The sequence below is a fragment of the Leptospira jelokensis genome, assembly GCF_004769635.1.
In the GTDB taxonomy this organism is placed as follows: Bacteria; Spirochaetota; Leptospiria; order Leptospirales; family Leptospiraceae; genus Leptospira_A; species Leptospira_A jelokensis.
Genome location: NZ_RQGH01000011.1, coordinates 23,260 through 46,691 on the forward strand (window position 1 = coordinate 23,260; position 23,432 = coordinate 46,691).

Genomic DNA, 23,432 nt, shown 5'->3' on the forward strand with positions numbered 1-23,432 from the left:
TTAAAATCAATCTAAGATTTTTTGTTCCGATCCAAAAGGTAACGAAGTGCACCAGTGGACCAAAGCGCCCATAGAATTAACACTGGTTGGAAAAACAATCGAATCAATCTTTTCTGGTCGGTATCCAAACCAAAGGCACTGATTCCATTTGTGTATTGGGAGATATTACCTGGAAAAATTAAGATAAAGAAGATCGCAAGTAGGATTCCCACTTTGATTCTCTCTTTTGCCCAGAAGAGTAAAGAAAGACCGAAGGCAATTTCGACGACTCCTGACGAAAGGACAACAAAATCCATAAAAAATGGATCCTGTGGCAACCATCTCGGAACTTGAGCAAGAAATTCTTGCCTTTGGAATGTTAGGTGGCCAATCCCAGCCAATGTCATAAATAAACCCAAAATAATCCTGAGTACATTTTGTAATAAATGAGTTTGCATTTGTATTCTCCAGCTGATTAGACATTTAATTAATACAAAGAGTTTGAGGAAATTTCAATCGAGAGGATGTTATGTTATGAATTCTACCGATAACAGAGTGACATCATCTTCAAATTTTTGATTTGATTGGTGAGATTTTGCCATCTCCAGTAAGAGAGATAATGAGTTATCCTTTTTCCAAATCTCTGGATCACTTGCCCATTGGGAAAAACCAAGATCTCGGAATAAAATCTGATTTTCCGACCGAACATCAAAAAGTCCATCGGTGAACAAAAACAATTTGTCTCCCTTGGAAAAAGGAACGGATTCTCCCTTTCCTTCCCAATCCGAAAGGATGCCCAAAGGTTTTCCCGTTGCATTCAATCGTTTTAAGCCAGTATGGTTTCCAAAATAAAGGTCTTCATGCCCAGCCTTTGCATATAATATTTTTTGTTGAGCATGATCGACGATTGCTATGACAGCTGTAACAAAAAGTCCTGCTGTATTTCCAAATAAAAATGTATTCAATTCTTTTAGGCAGAGGACTGGATTGTTTTTGGTAAGGTTTGGCAATTGTAAAACAAAATGTAATATGGCAGCCACCATACCAGCGGCAAATCCATGACCTGAAACATCAGCTAAAAAGAAAAATGTTTTGTTTTCCTCTATTGATTGAACTGCATAATAATCGCCAGCAATACCATCGCTTGGTATGAATTCCAACTCCAGTTTGATTTTCTCTTGGTTGTAATGTGGTTCGGGAATCAATTTTTTTTGGATCCGAATCCCTCTTGCCAATTCCTCTCGTAAATAAAATTCTTTTTCTACCAATCTGAATGCATTTTTGACAACACTTAAAAGTTCAGATTCTAAAAATGGTTTTGCCAAATAAAAGTCAGCACCTTCGCCATGTAACGTTTGTCTTGTGGCCGTGTCTGCCTTCGCAGTTAGTAGTATCACTGGAAGGGAATGGTAATGTTCGCGTTTACGAATTTCTTGGATCAAATCAAGTCCACTTAATTTTGGCATCATTAGATCCGTGATGACTAAATCGGGAGATTCACGTAAGACGGCATCTAATCCTGCCTGTCCATCTTCTGACACTAACGCGTGATAACCGGCTCGCGTGAGGATTGATCCTAAATAAGAACGTAAGTCAGGGTTATCTTCTACAACGAGGATTTTGTAGGCCCTAGAGGATCGTTCCTCATTCTTTTTTAGGGTATGTGTTTCGGAATCTTCCGGGATGTATTCATGTTGGAATAAAAGAGATTTTTTCGCCTTCCAATCGGAATTCCCTTCGGTTGGGATTTCCGAAAGTTTGGGCAGAGTGAAATAAAAATGGGATCCCTTTCCAAATTCACTTTCCACTCCCACTTTGCCACCATGTAGTTCGACCAGTTCTTTTACGAGGGCAAGACCAAGTCCTGTCCCTTCTTGTTCACGAGTTAAGGATGCTTCACTGATACCAAAACGGGAAAACAAACGTTTCATTTGGCTTTCCTTCATTCCAATGCCAGTATCGTAGACTGAAACAATGGCTTCCTCATCCTTGTTTGTCAGTTCGAGCCGGATCGTTCCTCCCACTTCCGTGAACTTAATGGAGTTTGATAGATAATTGAAAATGCACTTGTCTAATTGTTCGGCGTCAGCATCTACATAGATAGGTGTTCCTTCCAATACCACTTCGAAGTGAATGTTTTTTCTTTTTACATATGCAGTAAAATTTTCTGCCACCAAACTTAAAAATTCGCCCAAAGGCAGTGGAGATTTTTTTAATTCCATACGCCCAGAGGTGATTTTCTGTAAGTCGAGGAGTTGGTTTACCAATCGAGTGAGCCTTCGCCCTTGGTTGACTACGACTTTGACTTCCGCGGGATTTAATCCTTCTCCCCTTAGGAGAGCGGACTCGGATGGACCAGAGATTAAGGTAAGAGGGGTTCGGAGTTCATGGGAGATGTTTTGGAAAAAAGCAGTTTGAGCTTTGTTTTCACGTTCTAACGAATCTTCTGCGATATTTGCAGCGAGTGTAAAATAATAGGCAAAACCTGCATGAAAGAGCGTGGAAAATACAATATTGGAAACATTGATGAGTGCTAGGAAATTGGGACTCCAGGCATAAATGGGAGGGTAGTTCATCGAGTAATAATAAGTGGAGGCAAATAAAAGGCAACCAACGACAATGCTTCCGAATTTCAGGATATTTTTACCTGGTGGTAATAGGAAAATTCCTGTGGCAAACAACATCATGTAATACTGGTAACCGGCACCCCAGCCAAAAAAATAGGTGGCGGTGAGTGCATGTAAAAATACTTCCAAAAAACATAAATACAAGGAGGTGAATAAATACCGTTTACGATTGATCCAAATGGTAAACGCAAACCATAGGACACTTCCTAGGTTAAAAACTGCCATTTCTGGAGCACCCACCATCCAGAAAAAAAAGATAAACGTAAAATGGATGAGTCCTGCTAACACATAAATGGAATTAGTTGCGACAAAATACCTTTGGTAACGAAGCTCCACCCCCTCTGGTGCATGGAATAAGGAGCGAACAAAGGTTAAAATTGAAATCATGTTGGAAGGAAAAGAATCAGACAAAACGAAAAAAGTCAAGGAATCCACTGGATATTTTCATCGCATCGCTTTTTACAGTCGGTGTAAAAATGTAATGTAAGTAGTAATGTATCCTCGAATTGGATTTTGGGAAGAGGGGAGACCCTGATGTTTACGCGAAGTGTAAGAATTTATAGCAGGTGGCAAAACAGTAAATCGAAGCTTAATTTCCATTCTTGAAGCTTAAAAATGGCAAACTCTAGGATCCATTGAATGATGAAAATTTCGTGAATTTAAATGAACGAAAAATAATTCGTCAGTATCGACAGTTTACATGAATTCGTTTTAGATTCAAAAGGGATGTGGAATTTATTTTGGTTTGGATTTGGAATCAACCAAAGTTTTTAATCAATGAGTCTAATCTCCATGTCTGGTTTACTAGCAGTCTTTCTTGTCCATCTTATTGTCTGTTCAATGATGGTAATATTGATTTGGGTGATCCAAATCCTTCACTATCCGTCTTTTTATTTTATCGAACCATCACAATTTTCTAAATTCCATTCTTTCCATTCCAATCGCATCACATGGCTAGTTGCTCCCATCATGGGAATCGAACTCTTCACTGCGATAGCACTCATCTACCATTTCTCAAATTCCATTCTGTTTCAAATCAATTTGGTTGGGGTATTGGTTTTGTGGGGTCTTACTTTTTTTGTGAGTGTGCCCATTCATAACAAACTTAAGTTTGGAAAAGAGGAACATCAAATCAAACGTCTGATACGAACCAATTGGTTTCGTACCATGTTATGGAGTTTCCGACTGATTCTACTCTTATGCAGTTATCATCTTCTTTTGGTTTAATACGAGTTGCCAGATTCTGTGTCCAATTTGACAAACCCTGCTCGGTATTTTCGGTTAACCGAAGTTATATTTCCAAAAGCATAAACAGCATTCCCGTGAGCGATCACTTGGTAAACTGTAGATCCCAAGGACAAGTTTGCATCCCATTCATTCATACTAAAATCATTTCGATTGAGTGAAAATAATCCATTCCGAACCTTTCCCCCAAAATTGGCAAAATTACCACCCAAATAAACTTTTGTTTGGTTTTGGTCTATGGAACGAACAAATTCTGAAGTACTCGGAAAAGTGGATGAAGGTGTGATCGTTTCCAAATCAGGTATTTGGTAAAATGTTAATCCAAATCCATTGTATGGTGCTGTCACTTGGTATTGTCCACTCATCATCAATCGGCCGTCTGAAATATAACTTCCATAAGCAGAAAATCCAGTAAAGGTTTGTGTATGTGTTCGGATGAAAGCACCAGTGTTTCGATTAACACTTGCTAGGAAGTTTGCCGCATTTGGAATCGTTGTAAATTGGCCTACCACATACAATTCATCACCTTGCAGTTGTAAAGAGCGAATTAGATTATTTGGGTTTGGGTTGAAACTAGAATCTAAGTTTCCTTCGATAGTATCAATTTTTACAAGCCTGTTGACCGAGGTAGAGTTCACTGTCGTAAAATTTCCTCCCACATACATTGCATCATTTTCAACTAACATTGCTTCAATGGAGGCGGCAGGAAAAATTGGATTCCATCCAAGTAAGGTTTTTGTTTCTAAATCAAAAGATGCCATGGTTTGGCGGGAAGTATTTGCAATCGTCGTAAACTGGCCATGAACGAATATTTTTTTACCGGAGACTGTAAGTTTTGAGATGAGATCATTTGGATTCGGATCCCAGTCTGTTGGAACTCCTGTTTCTGCATCCAGTTCTGCCAGATAATTCCTTTGTCTGGTATCAATTGCACCAAATCCTCCTCCTAAAAAGATCACATTTTCCTTTAATTTGATGGCAACTCCTTGAGAAAAAGAATTCGGATTTAAAAATTTTGGATCCCAAGTTGTGACTGTATCAGACTTTAAATCAAGTTGGAAAATATGGTTTCTTGGTTCGGAGCGAACGGATTCAAAAAAACCAAATGCATACAATTTCTCATCTACGATCGATAATTTATAAACAATTTGATAAGTCCCACCAATTGAATAATTATTTGTTAATAGATTTCCATTTAGATCTGTTTTGATGAGTCCTTCTCTTGGGCTTGTAATTTCCCCTCCGATGTACAATTCATCTTGGAAACATGCAATTGCATACACAGCTGTCCCACCGATGGTAAGGGAACTAAATGCTGGCAGAACAGTATTTGTTGCCAAATCAATGGCTGCTATTTTGGATCGGGTTACGGTGGAGGCATTTAATGAAGAAAAAAGGCCGCCAACGTAGAGGACTCCGTTCCGAATGAACATCGCATTGACGGTATCATTTGTATCCATAAAAGAATAAAATGTAGCTCCATTATCTTTGTGGAGTTTTCCTAAATTACCAGCTCCATTTGAGTTAACAGCTGTAAATCCACCACCAATGTAAATGAAAGTTCCATCTGTTTCCATACACCTTACATCGACACCGGAAACATTGGGAGCCCAATCATCCATAAGGCCAGTGATGGCATTCACAGATGCCACATGTTGTCTCAGTGTCGGTGTCGGGTAGTTTGTGAGAGCTCCAGTGGAAGTTTGAAAACTGCCTGAGAAAAAAATTCGACCTTCTAAGTACAATAAATCATAAAGAACAGCGGAGGTATCGTTTAACCTGGCATCAAATTCCAAATCCACTTGGCAGTTTGGTTTGATTTTTGCTATGTTTCGTCTCGGAAAACTTTGCACATGTGTAAAGTTTCCTAGGATGTATAAATTTCCATCGGGATCTGAAACTGCTTCACTGATGGTTCCAGAAGCCACGGAATTTTCATCATACAAGTTCAGTTGTGGGCAATAGGTTGAGCCAATCGGTTTTGCTGAATCACTCCAAACAAAAGCACCGCCACCTGTAGTTGCCGCAAGTTGTGTGAACAACCCACCAATATAAATTTTTCCATTGGCAACGGCAGCGCTATAGATATCGGATGGTGAACCTCCTAAAAAAGCACCATAACTTAAAAAATTGGTTTCAAATCGATCGAAATAGGGGATACAACTTGGAGAACGATCATTGGCGATGTTCTTCACAATCAGTAATTCTAAGAATGATTTAGAACTTGGGTCACAAGCATTATTGAGAGCCGGAGGTTTGCAGTCATAAACTGTGAAATAAAAAAGAATGAGATACAAAAATGAGAGGTATGATTTCATATAACCATAGGTTAGACAGTCTCACAAATTCTCTAGTCAAATACTTTTTATCGATTGCTTCTTATTGAAACGTTCTATAACATGATCCTACCTTTTTTGGAGGTTCTTTTGAGATGAACACAAAGGTTTTTTCCCTAATAGGCCTTATAATTGCATTCTCTTCCATTCAGGCAATCGACGAGGAAACAAGAACCAAAGCAAACCGACTATTGGAAAAAAAAGAGTATCTGTCTGCCTTTCGTCTCTCCGATTCGATCCTTGCAACCAATCCCAATGAAACATTTGCTTGGCGTTTGCGATTGGATGCTTCTGCGGCACTCTCGAACCAAAAAGGAAAATGGCCTAGGGAATGTTACCAAAGTGCCAAAAAACTGGGAGCCCTTGTTCCCGAGGAAGAGGTTACGATTACTGTCACAGCGATTTGGTGTTTGAATGATGACGGCCGTTACCAAGATATGGTTTCCCTGATTCCAATTGTGATCCCAGTATCCAGAAAAAAAATTGGAGATGGGAACTATGGACTCCTCATCAATATCTTAACAATCGCCTACATGAAGTTAAATGACAATCAGTCTGCACGTAATATTTTTTATACAGGTTTGTCTGAATTATCAGGCACTCCTTCTGCGATCCATACGAGTTATAATATAGGGGAACTTTTTTATGATCCAGAAATGACAATGGATGAAAGAGAAAAATGGCATGAACTATTCAAAAACAATTTATTCAAAGACCAAATCACAAACCCACTTATCCCTTCCATTGCTTGGAATACTTCGATATTAACGGATGAATACACCAAAAGAAAGAAATACAATTTTGCTTATGAAACAATTTCGATGATGTATCCCGAAATGGATATCCATGTTTCTAAATTTTGGAATTTTTTACGAGACCAATTATGGATCAAATACAAAGCCTTACAATTTAAAACAAAGAAAACCAAAGAAATTCCTCGTAAGAATCTAAAATTGGTCATTCTGATTGTTCCCAAAACAAGGTTAAAGGGGCCAATGCCTGCACCACTCACGCAGTACAATTTAGATTCAGACTTAGAAGAAAAATCAATTTCAGACTTGGTTGTGAGTACAGAGTATTTCCGTGATTCCTTTGCCGAGATAACCGATGGGATTTATTGGGACTTTGAGATCATTCGTACAAACTCAGAGATTCGTGATACGAATTTTATAAAAGATAATACTCGTTATATTATGCAACCTTCTATTACTTCTATCCAACCTCCACTTGAAGCAGATGTGCTCACAAAAATTAAGGCGGCTGATGGAGTTCTTTTGATTTGGCCAGGCACCAAACAACCGAGTGGGGTATTCATCACCAATGGGGGAGGAACGGAGTGGAATTTTGGAACGGAGGATGATCCTGAAATCCGCTTAACCATCATTTCTGATTCCAATAAAAAAATTGCCGATGGAAATCATGCAAACCATCCCATTTTCCTTTACCATGAATTGTTCCATGTATTGGAATGGGCTTACCACAAATCCAAATTCCCTAAAAAAGACCATCCGTATATGCGAAAAAAAGAATGGCCAAGTGATTACGTGGGAAATACTGAATGGGATTTTTATTCCGAAACCTTCCGGAAACGCCTCCTTGTCGAAGACAAAATGGAGCGAGTCTTTTGGTTCGGTCGAAAAGAAGGATTTTATGGAATCAAAATCAAAGAAGAAAATAAGCGGTGAAACGATTCCCTTGTTTTGGAACTGCGAAAGGGCCTTCATCCAAAAGGACAAACCAAAGTCCGGACTTAAGTTTTTGTTTGATAGGTTTGTAAAAGTTTTACTTTACATTTTTGATTGATTCCCATAAATTTTTCCAGGATGTCTCTCTTTCGCCTTACGTTTGTTTTTTTCCAAATCTTCCTATTTTTACCCTTATTTGCCAACCCAACTCCATCTCGATTTTCTACCATATTGAAAAATGATGTGGGGGAGTATCCACTTGGTTTCCATATGGAAATTTTGGAACTACCTCCCTCCAAAATTTTAAGTTTTCAGGAAGTGCAAAAATCCACTGACTTTAATGAAAGCCGGACGATCTCACCAAACTTTGGTTTTACTAAAAATGTTTATTGGGTGCGTTTTGAGCTTAAAAACAATTCAAACCAAAGGGATTGGTTCATTCATGTTTCCTATCCATTACTCGATAAAATTGATTTTTATGAATCTAAAGATAAGGATTGGAACCATGTGGTCACAGGGGATTCCTATTTGTTTCGAGAGAGACCATTGGAAGAAAAAAGTTTTATTTTCCCTATCAAACTATTGCCAAAAAAAAATAATACCTATTACTTCCGTTTTGAAAGTGAAGGTACAGTCCAATTCCCAATCACTGTTTATTCTCATGAAAGGTTTCTAAAACTCAAAGAAAAAGAAAACTTATCTCTTGGAATTTATTATGGCATCTTATTTGTTTTGGTGATTTATAATTTAATCCTTTTGTTTATGTTAAAGGATTTTGGGTATTTGTATTATTTGTTATACATCAGTTTTTATGGATTGTCACAATCGGTTTTGAATGGATTGGCATTTCAGATCTTCTGGCCAAATTCTCCCCATTGGGCCAATATCAGTTTACCCTTTGTGGGTGGGTTTTCTCTTTTTTGGGGTTTGCAATTCACTCGTAGTTTTTTAAACACAAAAAAGAATACACCTACTTGGGACAAAATCATTTTGTTTCTTATGGGGCTCATGTTACTACTTATGTTGTCCTCATTTGTTTTTTCTTACTACATTAACATCTATTTGTTGGCATCTCTTGTAATGTTTTTTGCGATTGTCGTATTTTTGGTAGCTGTTGTTTGTTGGGATAAGGGATACAAACCCGCCAGGTACTTTCTCATCGCTTGGGTCGCCTTATTGTTTGGAGTTGGGATTTATTCTTTAAAAGGTTTTGGTATTTTACCTGCCAATATTGTCACCGAGTATGGATTGCAGGCAGGTTCTGCAATTGAGATGTGTTTACTCTCACTCGGACTTGCTTACAAAATTAAATTGGTGAATTCCGATAAAAATAAAGCGGAAAGGAGGATGGTTGCTTACAAAGCAAAATTGCAAGATGCCAAATTGGTTTCGAGTCGGCTCGAAGTAGAATTATTAAAAAATAATATCCATCCCCATTTTCTTTTGAATTCGATCAATTCCACCATCATTTGGTTGGATGAGGATCCCGAGACAGCCAAATTATTGTTAACTTCTCTGTCGGATGAACTAAGGGCAATCCTAAAACTTTCAAACAAAAAAACCATTCCCATCAAGGAAGAAGTGGAAATTTGTAAACGATACTTAGAGATCATGAGTTTACGAAAAGAATCAAAATTTGAATTTTTAACCGAAGGAATCGGTTTAAAAGATGTGATCCCTCCAATTGTTTTGTTAACCCTTGTTGAGAATGGTGTGACCCATGGTTACCAGGGAAAAAATGCAGGTAGTTTTATCTTAAAGAAGAAGAAGGAAAAAAACAAAACAAAGTATATATTATTCAACGATGGTTTGCCAACTACAAAGTCGGATTCACTTGGGACAGGGATTAAATACATCAAATCGAGGTTACAGGAGGCGTTTCCAAACAAGTGGGAATTCACTTCCCGCTTGGTCATGGGTGGGTGGGAGAACACAATCATCGTTTTAGAGTGAGGTGCCATTCGCGGTGTTCCAGTGCCACTCGCACTTTTTTTTAAGCGAACGTAAATAGATTCGTTATCCTCTGCGTTGAGGATAACAAGATGAATACAAATTCAAAATGGCTCTTATCGGTTTTGGTTTTGGTTTCTGTTTACCAATTGAATGCACAAGCCAATGCTAAAAAGGAAGAAAAACAAACTTCTGTGCAAACGGAAAGTAAGCCAAACCAAACTCCAGAAGAGATTCAAAAAAATAATGCGGAATTGGAAAAATATTATGCAAAACTGAAATACCCACCAGGTTTTTATGAAGGTGCGTTTTTAATCAGTTTTATGGGTGGAGGGACATTGGCACCCAGTGGTACTTTTATTAGTCACGAAAAAAATTATGACAATGTGTTACAATACAAGGTAGTCAATAAAGAAGTTAGCCAAGACTATTATAACCAAGGCAATATTCGGAATGAAGAATCAGGATTGTATTTCAAACCTACCTATACACCAGGAGTTGCCTCTCAATTTGATTTTGAATATGGTTGGAAAGAAAAAATCGGATTAGGATTTACAGTTATGCAAAATTCCATGAAAGCGAAAAGGCAAGATGTAATTCCAGGTATCTCGTATTACAAAGAGTATGTGGATCCATTCCCTCGTGAAAGGACCATCTACCGTGGTAATTCAATGAGTTTTTTAGCAACCTACCATCCCATTCCAAGGAATTTTTTTGATCCTTACTTGGCAGCAAGAGCAGGGGTTGTTTCTTTTACGGGGGAAGCTCACTCAGGGATCACACATGACCGGTTTGTTTATAGCAACCAAATCACAAGTGGTATCGGTGGAATTGTCGGAGTTGGGGCAGGACTGAATATTTATTTAGGTCGCTATTTTGGAATCAAAGCGGAAGTTGATTATTACAGAGAGTTTTTAAAATCGGATCAGTTTTCGATGCGAACATTGAATTCTTACCAAGCTATGGTCGGAGTGTTTGTGAACTTATCCAATGTCCAGTACAAATTAGAACAATATTAAGGAAGTTCCATTGAGGATTTTGATTGTAGAAGATGAAACTGTGGCTGCAAGAGGCCTAACGAAAATTCTGCGGGAGATACTTGGGCCAAAGATTTCATCTCTACACATCGAAAGGACTTTGCTTGGTTCCCAATGTTTTGTAAAGGAAAACCCCATTGATCTTTTGTTTTTAGATCTTAATTTAGATGGTGACATTGGTTTTGATTTGTTAAAAGAAACATCTGCTGCTTCATTTTTTACCATCATTACATCTGGAAATGTTGCCGAAGCAATTCGTGCATTCGAATATGGTGTGTTGGATTTTGTTCCCAAACCCATTTCGAAAGAACGAATCAAAATGGCGTTAGATAAATTCCAATCAAACGTCCGCCAATCCAAAACCAAATACATCGGCATCAAACAAGAGGACCACTTACAATTGGTCGCAACAAAGGATATTCTTTACATCCAGTCCTTTGATAAAAGGATCAAAGTATTTAAGAAAAATGGAGAAAAGTTCATTCATTCTAAAAGTTTGGATTCGATTTCGAAAATATTGCCAAACCATTTTATCAGAATCCATCGATCCTATATTGTGAACAAAAAACAAATCAAATCCATCCAAACAGGGCGTGGTGGGTTTTACCAAGTGGAACTTTTGACTGGTGAGAATTTAAAGATGGGAAGGAATTATTATAAAAGCCTGAAGGCGACCATTTAAGGTAACATCTTAAAAAGCCACCTAAACTTTGTTAGAAAATTGGATTAAGAATGGGAAGTTTTTTTAGATTCTACATAAGTCTTAAACTGATTTAAAATTGACTGCCAACCTTCTCGTTGCATTTCCAATGGATTTTCATTTTCGGCATCAAAACAAACCACTACTTCTGTGGACTGATTTGACTCTTGCATATCAATTTTAACATTTCGATTGTCTCCTAAGGTGTAAACGAGGTGAGTCGGTTCTTTGACCTCATCGATCACAGCTTCAAAATCAAATCCAAAACTTCCATCTTTTGCTTCCATACGTGCTTTGTAGACTCCTCCTTTTTTAAGGTCTACAGAGGCAGATGGACAATGCCAAGAGGGATCAGCAAAATTCCAATGGATGATGTGTTCTGGAGATGTATACAATTTCCATACGGTATGGATGTTTTCTGGGATATTCGTTTGGATTGTGATTTCGTTAGGCATAGGAAATCTTTTATGACTGAAATTTACCTATCGTCAATGAAAAATTCTAACACAAGTAGGTGGATTTAGATCACAATTGATTCAGGATTTTTTAGAACATTTCGTACATCTTTTATCGTTCGTTTTCATTTGTCTTAAGAATAGGACCTTTCTCCTAACACCTTTATTTTTTTTGAAACCATTTTGGTAATCTTTTACCCCACCTAAATCAGAAAGGTGGTATCTTTTATGGTTCAAAAAGTTTTGTTTTCTCCGATTTACTTACGAATTCAGATTTTTTTTCTCTGTGGTTGTTTGGTATTCTGTTCCTCTAAAGAATCCACTCCCAATTCGCATATTTTTGCCAACTTACTTGCATTTGTTGGTTCCGCGATTGAAAATCCAAATGAAAAAGAGGAAAAAGAAGAAGAGAACCAAAAATACTTTGTGATCGATACGGTTTCACCTCGTGTGCTTTTAGAAAATACAGAATTTGTTTTGAAAGGAAAGTCCCTTAGTTCTGTGACTGAAATCGATTTATTAGGTGATGGTGCCAAAAAATATGTTTTCATTGTTGAACAATCTGATTCTAAAATTCTCCTCCATGTTTCGTATTGCCCAACTTTAGAATTAAACTTGATTAGAACAAATGAACCAGGTGTTGCAAATAAGTTACTAGTCCCGTGCTTAGGATCCTTTCGTTATTCTTTTCGGAATTTAATTCTGAATTTGGGAGAGGTTATCGAACCAATTCCACCAACAGAGTCGGTCAACTTACAAAGGTTACGTTCATTGGGAGAGGTTAGTTTTTCTGTGGATAAGACCTTTCCAACTGGTCTTCACTTGGATCAAAACACAGGAGAAATTTTTGGAACTCCAACGGAAACAACTGGTGATGCATTCCAAACATTTTCCATTGTCGCCCAATTGAAAGAGGACCCTCTTGTTAAGATCAATACCCAAATTTCAGTTCTGGTTGTGACAGAAGCAGAACGAGAAAATCGGATTTGCCGACCAGTTTCGACCACTTCCACTTGTCGTTACCCCGCGCCGTATTCGTGTGCCAACGCTGGCATCTGTTTTCAGGGGCAATTTTCCTGCCTAATGGACATTCGGTGTGGCCTCTAAAGGATCCTCTTTGTAAAAAAATGGGAACCAACCTTAGTTTTTGTTACCTGTATTGATTGAACTTGAGTAGGTACAAAATGCGTAAAATTTCATTGGTCATCGTTTCCATCATCCTTTGTTTGCAGTGCAGTCAGAAAGAAGAGAAGGGGCTCATCCCAGGGCAAAAGATTACTGGCAATGCCTTTTCCGATGTTCTTCTTTTTTTGGCTTTATCCAATTCACCCTGCCATTTCATCACAAATGAAAATGCAAGTCAGGTCATCCATTTGGGGGAAGGGAGTTTCTCGATTTGTAGTTCCGAGAAAGTCAGCGGTGCATTACAAGTGAAGGTATCTGGAAATTATGAAGTCACAGCAAACTTAGGAAGGCAAACCTTAACGTCTTCCAACTGTTCGTCGACTCGATTCGATGTTCATGTTGCATTAAAAGAAGACACTGTGGAACGATTTTCAACCAAAAATGCTCTTACTGAAACCATTTCCCTTTCGGAAGGGAAAACATATACAATGGTTCCCAGTGGACATGTTGATCCAAGTCTCTACCAGTGCCAAGGTAGAGCGGTCTCTTCTTCTGTCTCAGCTTACCGAGTTACCTTTCGGAAACTCTAAATGGTTCTCGTTGGTTTTTCATAGGACCTTTGGGGACGAGTCTCTCATCACGAATAGGTAGTTTCCGCAATTGCGGATACCTACCATCGCTTTCCCACCGTTAGGAGGTTATACTTCCTGGAGAATAAGTGGGGTTAAAAATCGTATGGTCCGAATCATCTTCTTGATTGGTTTCCTTTGCCTCCATTGTGTGAGCAAACAAAGGGTTCATGCATCATACAGATTAGAAGGAGCAGCAGATCCATTCAAGGTATCCGATGCAAAATTTTCAAAGAAGTATGGTTACAATTCAGAATGTTTGGTTTTAATGGAAGGTCCAGTGCCTAGCCGAATGGAACCTTGTGTCATAGGAGACATTCGTTCGGCATCCATGATGTATAAAGAAACCGAGGTTACGGTAATTGGTGATACAGCCCAATTTGAATGGCAGATGACTGGTGTTGTTTACTCTCCTTTTGTGAATGAAACCTATTACCAAAATGAGATTTTATACCGCGGTTCCTTTTTTAGAAGGCTTAGTTTTCGAGATGGGCAATATCCAAAAATGCGTTATCATCCATCATTTTTAGGAGGACCTTACCTTGTTTCCCCATACTACCGAAGCTATTATGGAGGTTATTACCGTTTTGGTAGGCAATGATTTCCGGTTGACGCTCCAAGGAAGTACTCTAATCTCATTTGGGTGAGAACTTGTATCAGTTTTAACGTATCGTTTCAACAAATTTTCCTTGGTTTCTACTTCATTGGATGGATGTCCATTGCAACTCCACTCGTTGCCAAAGAGAAACAGACTTTGTCGATTGGGTTTGGTTCTTGTTTGCACCAAGACAAAGAAAGTCCAATTTTTAACTCAATCCTTTCGCAAAAATTGGATTATCTTATTTTTCTTGGTGATATCGTTTATGCTGACCATTTGTCTGCGAAAGAGAAAATCCCAGCTTACGAGAAACAGTTCCAACGAAAAGAGTGGAAGTCCCTTCGCAAACAATCAAAATTTTTATTCACATGGGACGACCACGATTTTGGTATCAATGATAGTGGTGCCGAATATGCTGATCGGGAATTGTCGCGTCAGATTTTTTTATCCTACGTACAACCTCTTATGCCAAAAGACATCAAATTTGGAGCGAATGGCAACCAAGGGGTGTATTATTCCTATTGGATAGAATTCCAAAAAAAGAAAATCCATATCATTGTTCCCGATACAAGATACTTTCGATCTCCCTTACAAAGGAGTTACATGTCCTATCTCACTCGTAAAAGCCACTACAGACCATCATCTGACGAAAGTCAGACGATGCTTGGTGAAGAACAATGGGTTTGGTTGGAAAATGAATTGTCCAAACCATCCGATTTACTTGTTTTCGTTTCCAGTGTACAAGTGATTCCAACAGAACAACCATTTGAAAAATGGAATAATTTACCCATGGAACGGGAAAAATTAATCCAATCACTTCATAAAGCCAAATCAAAAGACATTGTGATCCTTTCAGGGGATCGTCATATTGCAGAGATCCACGAATACAAAACTCCAAACGAACGAACGCTAGTTGAAATTACATCCAGTTCACTAAACCTGCCTCTACCATTTTTATCTTTGGAATATGATTCTGAATGGAAACTTGGGAATGCATACCGAAAAGAAAACGTAGGTAGACTCGATATTTTTTTAGAAAATGGATCGTTACATTGGAAGTCCATGATCCAGGACATCGAAGGCAAACAAGTTTTGGAATACAAATTTAGTGAAGAAAAAAGCGTACAATAAAAACAAAACTGGAATTAGGAGGTCAAATTGAAACCAAAAGAAAAGATATTAGAAAGTTCATTTGCTTTGTTTCGTGAGAAAGGTTTCCAAGCCACAGGCATCGCTGAAATTTTGGAACGAGCAGGTGCGTATAAAAAAACACTTTATGATCATTTTAAATCCAAAGATGATATAGGATTTGAATATCTAAATTATTTATCAGAACAACAACGGATTGTAATGTTGAAGGTTTTGAGCAAAGCTAATGACATCACTGACTTCATTGATAAATGGGTGAACTTTATTGTTAGAAACCAAAGGAATACATCTAGAAAGGATTGTCCCATTGCACTTTTTTCTGGTGAAATTTCTCATTTACACCAATTCGATTCTTATCGAAACAATGCCGTGCAACATGTGTTAGAAACAGTTGAGGTTTGTATATTAAAGTTTGAACCCAATTTACGTCCTGATTTAGTGAAGTCGTTGAGTTATGAATTGTATATGAGTTACTTAGGTGGTCTACGATTGTATGCCCTCACCAAAGATCGAAAGGTCATCGAAAGGATGAAATCACAAATGATCCATTCAGCTCAAAGATTGATCAAATCATAATCGCGCATGTTGTTTGGATGGTTAAATTGGAATCCTTACCAACTTCCACTTGCGCCTCCACCACCAGACCTTCCTCCACCTCCAGAATATGAGGAACTAGAAGAGCGGTAACCAGATCCCGAAGAAGAACTAGAGCCAGAAGAGGATGGTGTGAAGAAATCTTTTGTGTTTCTGCCTACAATTTCGGCCCAACCGATCTTACGAAAAAATACCACGCATACATAACTGAAAACTGCGGAAGAAAAAAATAAAATGGTATGATAAATGTTGGGAGAATCCGGTAATAAAATCAATTTGCTTCTTATGATTTGGCCTATTACATAAAATATGCCGTAAAAAAATAAAATACCTTCACCACTGGCTAACCCAACCCATATCACAAAAAACAACGACATAAAGAAAAATTGGAATAAAAAATGTGGTTCCAATACCTGGGTTTGGTCTCTTTTTGCATCCGATGTTGGATCCAATTGATTTTCCTCTCCCAAAGTTTTTTGGTATTTGAGTCGGTCGAGGTAAGTGTCGATTCCTTCGGCACTTCGGATGCACATCCAATCTATATCTGCTGATTTTAAATCCGATGAGATTGCGGAACTAACGATTTCGGACAAAGTTTCCATAACAATTTGTTTTGGGATCGATTGGCCTAATACTTGTATATTTGAATTTTCATTTGTATAAACCATGAATTTCTTTTGGTTCAATGAAAAAAGTAAACTGATCCCAGAATTTTTTCCAAAAGCGGATTCGTGGAATTTTTTTGCTTCGGGAGTTAAATCAGTTTTTGTATCTAAAAATAAAATTTGGATTCCAACATTATATTCTGCTTCTAACTGATGAATCGTTTCAAGTGCTCTTTCATAGGAGAATTTTTCTAAAGCATCATAAGGATCAAATATACCACTACCTTTTTCGAATGTAAACTTTTGGTTGTGTTTGATATGATCCAACATATCGAGAAAGGCTCTGTATGTGTAATTTGTAAAATCCCCACTTGCTTTTTCTGCATACCGATTTAAAAAAATACTCCGTACTTTGTTTTGGCTAAGGGACCAATAGTATTCTGGGTCAACTTTGATTGTACCCATATAACCATTTTTGGGTGAAGTTAGAAATACTATGGATTTTTTGTTCGTTTTTTGTTGGTTTAAGTATAATTGGTTGGCCAAAGTTTCCAATCCTAATTGGTTTTCTGCGGGTACCACACAGAAATAAAAACTTATTTTTTTCTGTAGTGGTTTCACCTCTTTGATTAAAAAGGGAATCGTATCAGGATGTAAGTCGGATTGTAGGTCAGTAAATTCATTAGGGCAAAATTCATTGGTTAGTTTTGGGGAACCATACCGAAGTTGTTCTAAGATAGCATTTGTCCCCGAAAGCATTGCCAAAGATGGATTGCCTGATTTCATATTTGGAATGATTAGTTCGTCTATGATCCGTTTGGCGACTAAATCAGTGAGAACACCTTCAAGTCCATAACCAACTTCAATTCTAACTTTTCGATCATTTGGTGCTAGGAGTAACAAAATCCCATTGTCTTTATCTTTTTTACCCAATTGCCAAAATTCAAATACTGCACTCGCTTCTTTTTCAATCGTATCTTCCTGAAGTCTTTCTGTCACATAAACCACAACTTGGTTGGTAGTTATTTTTTCTTCCGAAAGTAATGTTGTTTCCAATTTTGACTTAACATCCAAAGGAAAGTAGTTGCTTGGATCGATCACAGGTCCTGTTAGTTTGGGATAGGGATCTTTTGTATTTTTACATACAGAAAAGAAAACTAAGGTCAAACAAATGAAAATTCGATTCATAGTAGGATTCCTTTATTTTTCTTTCGGAATTTCCTGTACGAATAACCAAATGATTCCATCTTTTACTTTGCCAAGGCCTAAATACAAATAATAAATGGGATACCCTAAGGGACCTGGTTTGTATTCTTTTTGGACCACGGGTTCCCATTTTTGCCTTACATGGACTGTAACAGATGATAGTTGGATTGCAGATGAAAGGTATTTGAGTTTCCCTTCCCATCGTTCAATGGATTCAGATACTTTGTTTAATTCAGCTTCAACTTTTAAAGTTTCTTCTAAGGTTTTGGCTGTTTTCAAAATTTCAAGCAGTCGTGTCCGCATCTTTTGGGCATTTTCCAAACGGATTTCTGTATCCAAATAGTCTTCTGTCACATCTTTTGCAGATACGTCTTCAGAGTAGTTATGAGATTCTTTTTTTAAGGTCTGTAAAAAGTTTTTTAAATTCTCTTGTGGGATTTTTAATTGAATCGTTCCTTGTGAGCTGTATTGGAGTGCGTAACCACCAAATGATTCTGCAAGTTTGATGATCTCTGTTACTTTTGGTTCAATTTCTTTGGATTGCAAATTGACGACTACAGTATACACCATCATTCTTTTGGGAGATTTTGAGTCTTGGGTTTTTGAATCTGACTTGGGTGCTTGGGAAACTCCCGAACTCATTTTTGCTTCTTCATAATTGTCTGCCATGTTTCGGGAGAGAACGGTTTCTCTTTCCATTCGATTCATATTAGAACATTGGATGATGGAGAAAAGGAAGGGTAGGAGGAGGAGTTTGGATGAGTGGAAAGGAATTGTTTTCATGGCTATAATTGGAAACTGAATCTAATGGATTCAGTTTCCAACTTCAAACCTTTTTTAAACTCCGATTTGGGATTCTAAAAAGCGTCCATAACCTCGTTCTTTTCCGAGGGAATTGACAGGTTTTCCCGAATCAACTGCCAATTTCCCATTGATGAATACTTTTTTGATTGTATCGTCATTACGTCGAACCCAACGTTTGAAATTTTCCATAAAAGGCATCGGTGCTTCCACATCCTTAGCAAGAGAATCGTCAAGTTTACTTGGATCAATTAATACCAAATCTGCTCGTTTCCCTTCTTTGATATAACCTGCATCAATCCCAAACCAATCTCCAATTTCACCGGTGAGACGATGAACAGCTCTTTCCATTGTCATAAAAGGTTTATTTTCTAATTCTGCATCCCTAACCAGTTTTAACATACGAAGTGGGAAATTATAATGAGCCATCCCACGTAAATGGGCACCCGCATCCGAGAAACCAATTAGGATATCGGGATAGGAAACGATTTTTTGTAATGGTTCCTTTCTGTGATTTGCCATGACTGTATACCACCGAACATCATTTCCATGTTCTGCCACTAAATCTAAGAACGCAGTGACTGAGTGGACCCCTCTTTCTTTTGCAACGTCATCAATTGATTTACCGATCAGAGATTTGTCTGGTGCATCAACAATTTTCGTTTCTCTGAAATTTCTGTGGAACACTCGCGGTAAAAACCAGTTGGTCCATTGCCTTTTGAACCAAGACCGATACTTAGGATCTTTCATAAGTTGTTTTCGTTCCAATTCATCTTCAATGTGATTGGCTTTCGCACCTGCTGCAAATTCTTCAAACACAACAACATCCATTCCGTCGGCATACAAATCAAATGGCTCGGGTAGAGCTTGGAACCTGAAATCAGATCGAAATATTTTATTTGTGATACGTCCGATCACTCCCAAGAGTTTGTACAAACCAGGATCAAATTTCACATCCATAAGGGAGATGATGGTAGTTTTTAAAGGTTTTCTAAAAATTCCAAACGCTTCTTTTAAAAACATAAGTACATTGATTTTAGTGGAAACATTGGGAACACCTTGGAAAATTTTTCCTCGTTTTCTAAGTGTTTTGTTTAAAAATTCGTATTCACTCCAATTGGCAAATGTGGAAGGAAGTGGTCTGGATCGAAATCTGGAACCATCCATTTTATCCCAAACAAGGGTATTGATTGATAATCCCATAAAACCAGCATCCAAAGCTTCTTCGAGGTGTTGGTTCATTTTTTCTAACTCTTGTTTGGTTGGTTTTTCTCCCTTGGTTAAGGATCTTTCCAATCCCATCACATGGGCCCGAATGGCAGAATGGCCCGCAAAGGAAGTGACGTTTGGTCCGAGCGGAAGTGAATTAAGATGTTTTTTGTATTCAATAGCCGAGTTCCAATTTTTTTTACTCTCTAATATCGATAATACATTTTTTCGTGGAATTGCTTCCACCCGACTAAACATGTCAGCAAGATCAGTAGGATCACCTAACGCCAAACTTAACGAACAACTGCCTAAGGAAATAGTAGTGATTCCGTGCCGAACCGACTCTGATAAATCAGGGGCCACTTCAATTTCTGCATCGTAATGCGTGTGGAAATCAATAAAACCTGGCGTGAGCCATTGGTTTTTTGCATCGATGACAGTTTCTCCCGGTTTAGGATTCAATTCAGTTTTGGAAATTGTTTCCACGATCCCGTCTTTGATCCGAACATCTCCAATGAACGATGGATTGGTGCTGCCATCAAAGATACGCGCTTGTTTGATAAGAGTCTCTGCCATGATACCTCCAGAAAAACCATTCGAAATTATGGCAGATTGACAAAGATTTGTCAATGATTCCCTATCAATTGCCTTAAGTTTCTCTGGACAAAAACCTTCTTTGTTCACTGATAAGAGAGGATTGATTGACTAAGTGCCACTAACTCTGCTTCGGTGATCTCACGGTTATTCTCCTTTGAAGAAATGGATTTTGCCAAAGAAAACAAATGGTGGATTTCTTCTCTTGAAACTTTGATTCCTTTTTGATTTAACAAAAATTCAATAGCTTTGTGACCCGATTGGTTGGTAAAGGAGATGGTTTCTTTATCCCTTCTACCAACAAATTCAGGAGAAAAGGTCCGATACGCACCTTTCGTTTGGTGTAAGGTTTTTGTGACACCATCTTGGTGGATTCCGGATCTATGAGAAAAAATATCTTCTCCAATGATTGGTGTTTTTTCCCCTATCGGAATTCCCGTAAGTTCTGAAATTCGTTTGGCAGTAGGGTAGATCCTTTGGAAGTTTAAATTCAACGATTCGCCATTTTGGTGTAAGGCGATAGCTGTTTCATACAAGTTGGTATTTCCAGCACGTTCCCCAAGTCCATTTAATGCCACTTCAATTTGATTTGCTCCTACATACACCGATTCCACAGAAGTGGCAGTTGCCATACCTAAATCATTATGTGTATGAATGGATAAAATCGCCTTATCTCCAATGTAGTCTTTGATTTCCTTCACCATATTCACAAAAATCATGGGCCTATACCGTTCGACTGTGTTTGGTAAGTTGATAATGTTTGCACCCGCTTCAATTGCCGTTTCAAATGCATATTTTGTAAAAGCGAAGTTTTCAATGGCATCACCAAAATGTTCGCCAGAAAATTGGATTTCCACATTGGGTCCAACGATGGACCTAGCAAAAGACACGGAAGACTTGATTTTTTGTAGCACTTCTTTTTCTGAAATCTTTAATACATGTTTGATGGAAAAATCACTCACTGGATAAACAATATGCATCCGTGGTTTGTCTGCATTTTGGATTGCTTCCCATGTAACAGCGATTTCTTTTTCATTGGCTCTTGATAAAGCTGCAATCGGTTTACCCTTTGGGGCACGTTTAGACAACACTTGGCATGTTTGAAATTCGGCTTCGTTTGAAGATGGAAAACCTACTTCGATGCCGTCCACATTCAAATCGACTAACAAATCAAAAACTTCGATTTTTTCATCAATGGTCCACGGTCGTTTTAAAGCTTGGTTCCCATCACGTAAAGTGACGTCTTGGATGTGAATGGTGTTTGGTTTCATTGTTCCTCCGAATCCGCAAAAAGTAACCACTTCCGACCGGGGGACCAAAAATAAAAAAGCCCACTTCCCGGTTGGGAGTGGGCTTTGTCACATAGCTCTCTCTCCCTCGAATTATAAAATCTCGAGGAGGAGTAGGAGCTGAATGTGTGCGAATGATTTCATTGTTATTGTTTAGACGATCCTAAAGCTAAGTTTTCGTCAATTTTTTTTTATCATCCCAGTTAGGGTGACAAGGCCAAACAAACTCCCAAATCCGATGGGGATGAGGAGGGTAAACGAAAGTTTGAAACCAATTCCTACAAAGATAGTAATGAAGATACTCAAGAGGAAAAATAAGGAGAAAATCGAACCCGAAATGGGAAGGTCTTTTCTCCCTTTGGCTAGGAAAAACACCGCAATGGATGGTCCCAAGGTATAGGAAAAAATGGTGAGTCCCATTTCTAGGATGCCCTTTTCCCAGGTCTCCACAAGGAAATATGGGATGAGGCTTGCAAAAAACAATAGAACACCGAAAAACAATGATAAGGTTCTTGGGCTAAACCATTTGTCCATTTCCCAATCCCTTGCCCAAGTGAGAGATAAGGAATTGATCGTTGAACTGAGTGTTGACATGGCACTAGCAAGGATTGCTGCCACAAGGATACCGAGCATTGGGGAAGGCACTTCGTTTATGATAAAATGGCTAAAAACTTTTTCTGCTGGAACCATCTTTCCTTCATAAAACAAATAAAGTAGGGATCCAATGCATAAAAAAAGTAAAAATTGGAAGAAAACGACAATCCCACTGCCAATCAAAATCTTTTGGCCAGAGAGTAAATTCTTTGTCGCAATCACTCGTTGTACCAACATCAAATCGGTTCCATGGGAGCCAACAGAGATAAAGGCACCACCTAGGATCGCAAACAAAATGAAGTAACTATTATCACCCGTTAGGTTGTAATCAAAGATAAATACCTTCCATTTTCCTAACGTTTCTAAATGTTGGATTTGATTTGTGATGGCGAATCCACCCAAGTTGATTTGGATCAGAACAAGTGCAAAAATTCCACCCAATAGATAAATGATCCACTGCAAAACATCAGTGAAAACAATTGCTCTAAATCCACCAAACACAGAATAAATGATGGTTACCACACTTAAAATTAAGAGAGCCAACATACCTAAGATCTCAGCAGAAATAGGAAATCCCATCCTTTCTAAAAGGAAGGCAATCGGTAAGGAACTTACATACAAACGAATTCCATCACCAAGTAATCTTGAAATGGTAAATACAAAGGATAAGGTTTTTTGAGGTGTCTTTCCAAATCGATTGCCTACATATTCATAAACCGAAATGGTATTACCCGAAAAATAAGAAGGGAGTAGATACAAAGCAACAATGGTCCTACCAATGATATAACCAATGGCAATTTCCAGAAATCGAAAATCTCCCTTATAGGAAAGGGAAGGAATACTTAAAAAAGTTAAACTAGAAGTTTCTGTGGCAACGAGTGAAATCATGAGAAATACCCAGTGGATTTCTTTTTTGGCTAAATAAAAATCCTCTTCTTTCTCTGTGTTTTTGGCAAAACGAAAACCAAAATAGAATACAAATAAAAAATAAAAACCTAAAACAATGACATCCCAAATCATAAATA

The 23,432-nt window shown here is 38.1% G+C and carries 19 protein-coding genes; 10 read left to right on the plus strand and 9 right to left on the minus strand.

Annotated elements, in window-relative coordinates; all coding sequences use genetic code 11:
• Positions 1 to 11: 11 nt before the first annotated feature.
• Positions 12 to 437: a DoxX family protein gene (locus tag EHQ62_RS04615; RefSeq protein ID WP_135641057.1), complete on the minus strand. Its 426-nt coding sequence runs from the start codon at positions 435 to 437 to the stop codon at positions 12 to 14.
• Positions 438 to 506: 69 nt separating this feature from the next.
• Positions 507 to 2,993, minus strand: a complete 2,487-nt coding sequence (locus tag EHQ62_RS04620) for a SpoIIE family protein phosphatase (protein ID WP_135641058.1) — start codon at positions 2,991 to 2,993, stop codon at positions 507 to 509.
• A gap of 405 nt (positions 2,994 to 3,398) precedes the next feature.
• On the opposite strand from EHQ62_RS04620, the gene EHQ62_RS04625 reads away from it, so the two are divergent.
• On the plus strand, positions 3,399 to 3,833 hold the full coding sequence (locus EHQ62_RS04625) for a hypothetical protein (RefSeq protein ID WP_135641059.1): 435 nt from the start codon (positions 3,399 to 3,401) through the stop codon (positions 3,831 to 3,833).
• Here the strand turns inward: EHQ62_RS04625 and EHQ62_RS04630 are convergent.
• The gene (locus EHQ62_RS04630; RefSeq protein WP_135641060.1) at positions 3,830 to 6,169 is read right to left on the minus strand and encodes a hypothetical protein; all 2,340 of its coding nucleotides are present in this window, start codon (positions 6,167 to 6,169) and stop codon (positions 3,830 to 3,832) included. The genes EHQ62_RS04625 and EHQ62_RS04630 overlap by 4 nt on opposite strands.
• A 113-nt stretch (positions 6,170 to 6,282) precedes the next feature.
• On the opposite strand from EHQ62_RS04630, the gene EHQ62_RS04635 reads away from it, so the two are divergent.
• From EHQ62_RS04635 to EHQ62_RS04650, 4 genes are all read left to right on the plus strand, one after another.
• Positions 6,283 to 7,872: a hypothetical protein gene (locus EHQ62_RS04635; protein WP_135641061.1), complete on the plus strand. Its 1,590-nt coding sequence runs from the start codon at positions 6,283 to 6,285 to the stop codon at positions 7,870 to 7,872.
• Positions 7,873 to 8,142: 270 nt separating this feature from the next.
• Complete coding sequence (locus EHQ62_RS04640; RefSeq protein ID WP_244241666.1) at positions 8,143 to 9,825, plus strand: 7TM diverse intracellular signaling domain-containing protein; 1,683 nt, start codon at positions 8,143 to 8,145, stop codon at positions 9,823 to 9,825.
• 89 nt (positions 9,826 to 9,914) lie between these two features.
• On the plus strand, positions 9,915 to 10,841 hold the full coding sequence (locus EHQ62_RS04645) for a hypothetical protein (RefSeq protein WP_135641063.1): 927 nt from the start codon (positions 9,915 to 9,917) through the stop codon (positions 10,839 to 10,841).
• A gap of 19 nt (positions 10,842 to 10,860) precedes the next feature.
• The gene (locus EHQ62_RS04650) at positions 10,861 to 11,541 is read left to right on the plus strand and encodes a response regulator transcription factor (protein WP_244241639.1); all 681 of its coding nucleotides are present in this window, start codon (positions 10,861 to 10,863) and stop codon (positions 11,539 to 11,541) included.
• A 44-nt stretch (positions 11,542 to 11,585) separates the two neighbouring features.
• On the opposite strand, the gene EHQ62_RS04655 is transcribed toward EHQ62_RS04650, so the two are convergent.
• On the minus strand, positions 11,586 to 12,014 hold the full coding sequence (locus EHQ62_RS04655; protein WP_135641065.1) for an SRPBCC domain-containing protein: 429 nt from the start codon (positions 12,012 to 12,014) through the stop codon (positions 11,586 to 11,588).
• Between the two features lie 228 nt (positions 12,015 to 12,242).
• Between EHQ62_RS04655 and EHQ62_RS04660 the strand changes: the two genes are divergently transcribed.
• From EHQ62_RS04660 to EHQ62_RS04680, 5 genes are all read left to right on the plus strand, one after another.
• Complete coding sequence (locus EHQ62_RS04660; protein ID WP_135641066.1) at positions 12,243 to 13,121, plus strand: Ig domain-containing protein; 879 nt, start codon at positions 12,243 to 12,245, stop codon at positions 13,119 to 13,121.
• A gap of 77 nt (positions 13,122 to 13,198) precedes the next feature.
• On the plus strand, positions 13,199 to 13,729 hold the full coding sequence (locus tag EHQ62_RS04665) for a hypothetical protein (RefSeq protein WP_135641067.1): 531 nt from the start codon (positions 13,199 to 13,201) through the stop codon (positions 13,727 to 13,729).
• A 145-nt stretch (positions 13,730 to 13,874) separates the two neighbouring features.
• The gene (locus EHQ62_RS04670; protein WP_135641068.1) at positions 13,875 to 14,369 is read left to right on the plus strand and encodes a hypothetical protein; all 495 of its coding nucleotides are present in this window, start codon (positions 13,875 to 13,877) and stop codon (positions 14,367 to 14,369) included.
• A 111-nt stretch (positions 14,370 to 14,480) separates the two neighbouring features.
• Entirely contained in the window at positions 14,481 to 15,497 is a 1,017-nt protein-coding gene (locus EHQ62_RS04675; RefSeq protein ID WP_135641069.1) for an alkaline phosphatase D family protein, read from the plus strand.
• 27 nt (positions 15,498 to 15,524) lie between these two features.
• On the plus strand, positions 15,525 to 16,091 hold the full coding sequence (locus EHQ62_RS04680; RefSeq protein ID WP_135641070.1) for a TetR/AcrR family transcriptional regulator: 567 nt from the start codon (positions 15,525 to 15,527) through the stop codon (positions 16,089 to 16,091).
• Positions 16,092 to 16,126: 35 nt separating this feature from the next.
• Here EHQ62_RS04680 and EHQ62_RS04685 read toward each other — a convergent pair whose 3' ends face one another.
• The 5 genes from EHQ62_RS04685 to EHQ62_RS04705 all read right to left on the minus strand — a co-directional run bounded on the left by EHQ62_RS04685 (position 16,127) and on the right by EHQ62_RS04705 (position 23,427).
• Positions 16,127 to 17,902 (minus strand): TPM domain-containing protein, encoded by a 1,776-nt coding sequence (locus EHQ62_RS04685; protein ID WP_135641071.1) that lies wholly within the window; start codon positions 17,900 to 17,902, stop codon positions 16,127 to 16,129.
• 12 nt (positions 17,903 to 17,914) lie between these two features.
• Positions 17,915 to 18,562: a DUF4349 domain-containing protein gene (locus EHQ62_RS04690; protein ID WP_425269525.1), complete on the minus strand. Its 648-nt coding sequence runs from the start codon at positions 18,560 to 18,562 to the stop codon at positions 17,915 to 17,917.
• 195 nt (positions 18,563 to 18,757) lie between these two features.
• Complete coding sequence (locus EHQ62_RS04695) at positions 18,758 to 20,506, minus strand: N-acyl-D-amino-acid deacylase family protein (RefSeq protein ID WP_135641073.1); 1,749 nt, start codon at positions 20,504 to 20,506, stop codon at positions 18,758 to 18,760.
• A gap of 104 nt (positions 20,507 to 20,610) precedes the next feature.
• Positions 20,611 to 21,795 carry a 2-isopropylmalate synthase LeuA2 gene (gene leuA2 / locus EHQ62_RS04700; protein WP_135641074.1) on the minus strand — a complete coding sequence of 395 codons (1,185 nt, stop codon included), beginning with the start codon at positions 21,793 to 21,795 and terminating at the stop codon, positions 20,611 to 20,613.
• 198 nt (positions 21,796 to 21,993) lie between these two features.
• The gene (locus EHQ62_RS04705) at positions 21,994 to 23,427 is read right to left on the minus strand and encodes a sodium:solute symporter (RefSeq protein ID WP_135641075.1); all 1,434 of its coding nucleotides are present in this window, start codon (positions 23,425 to 23,427) and stop codon (positions 21,994 to 21,996) included.
• Between the last annotated feature and the right edge of the window lie 5 nt (positions 23,428 to 23,432).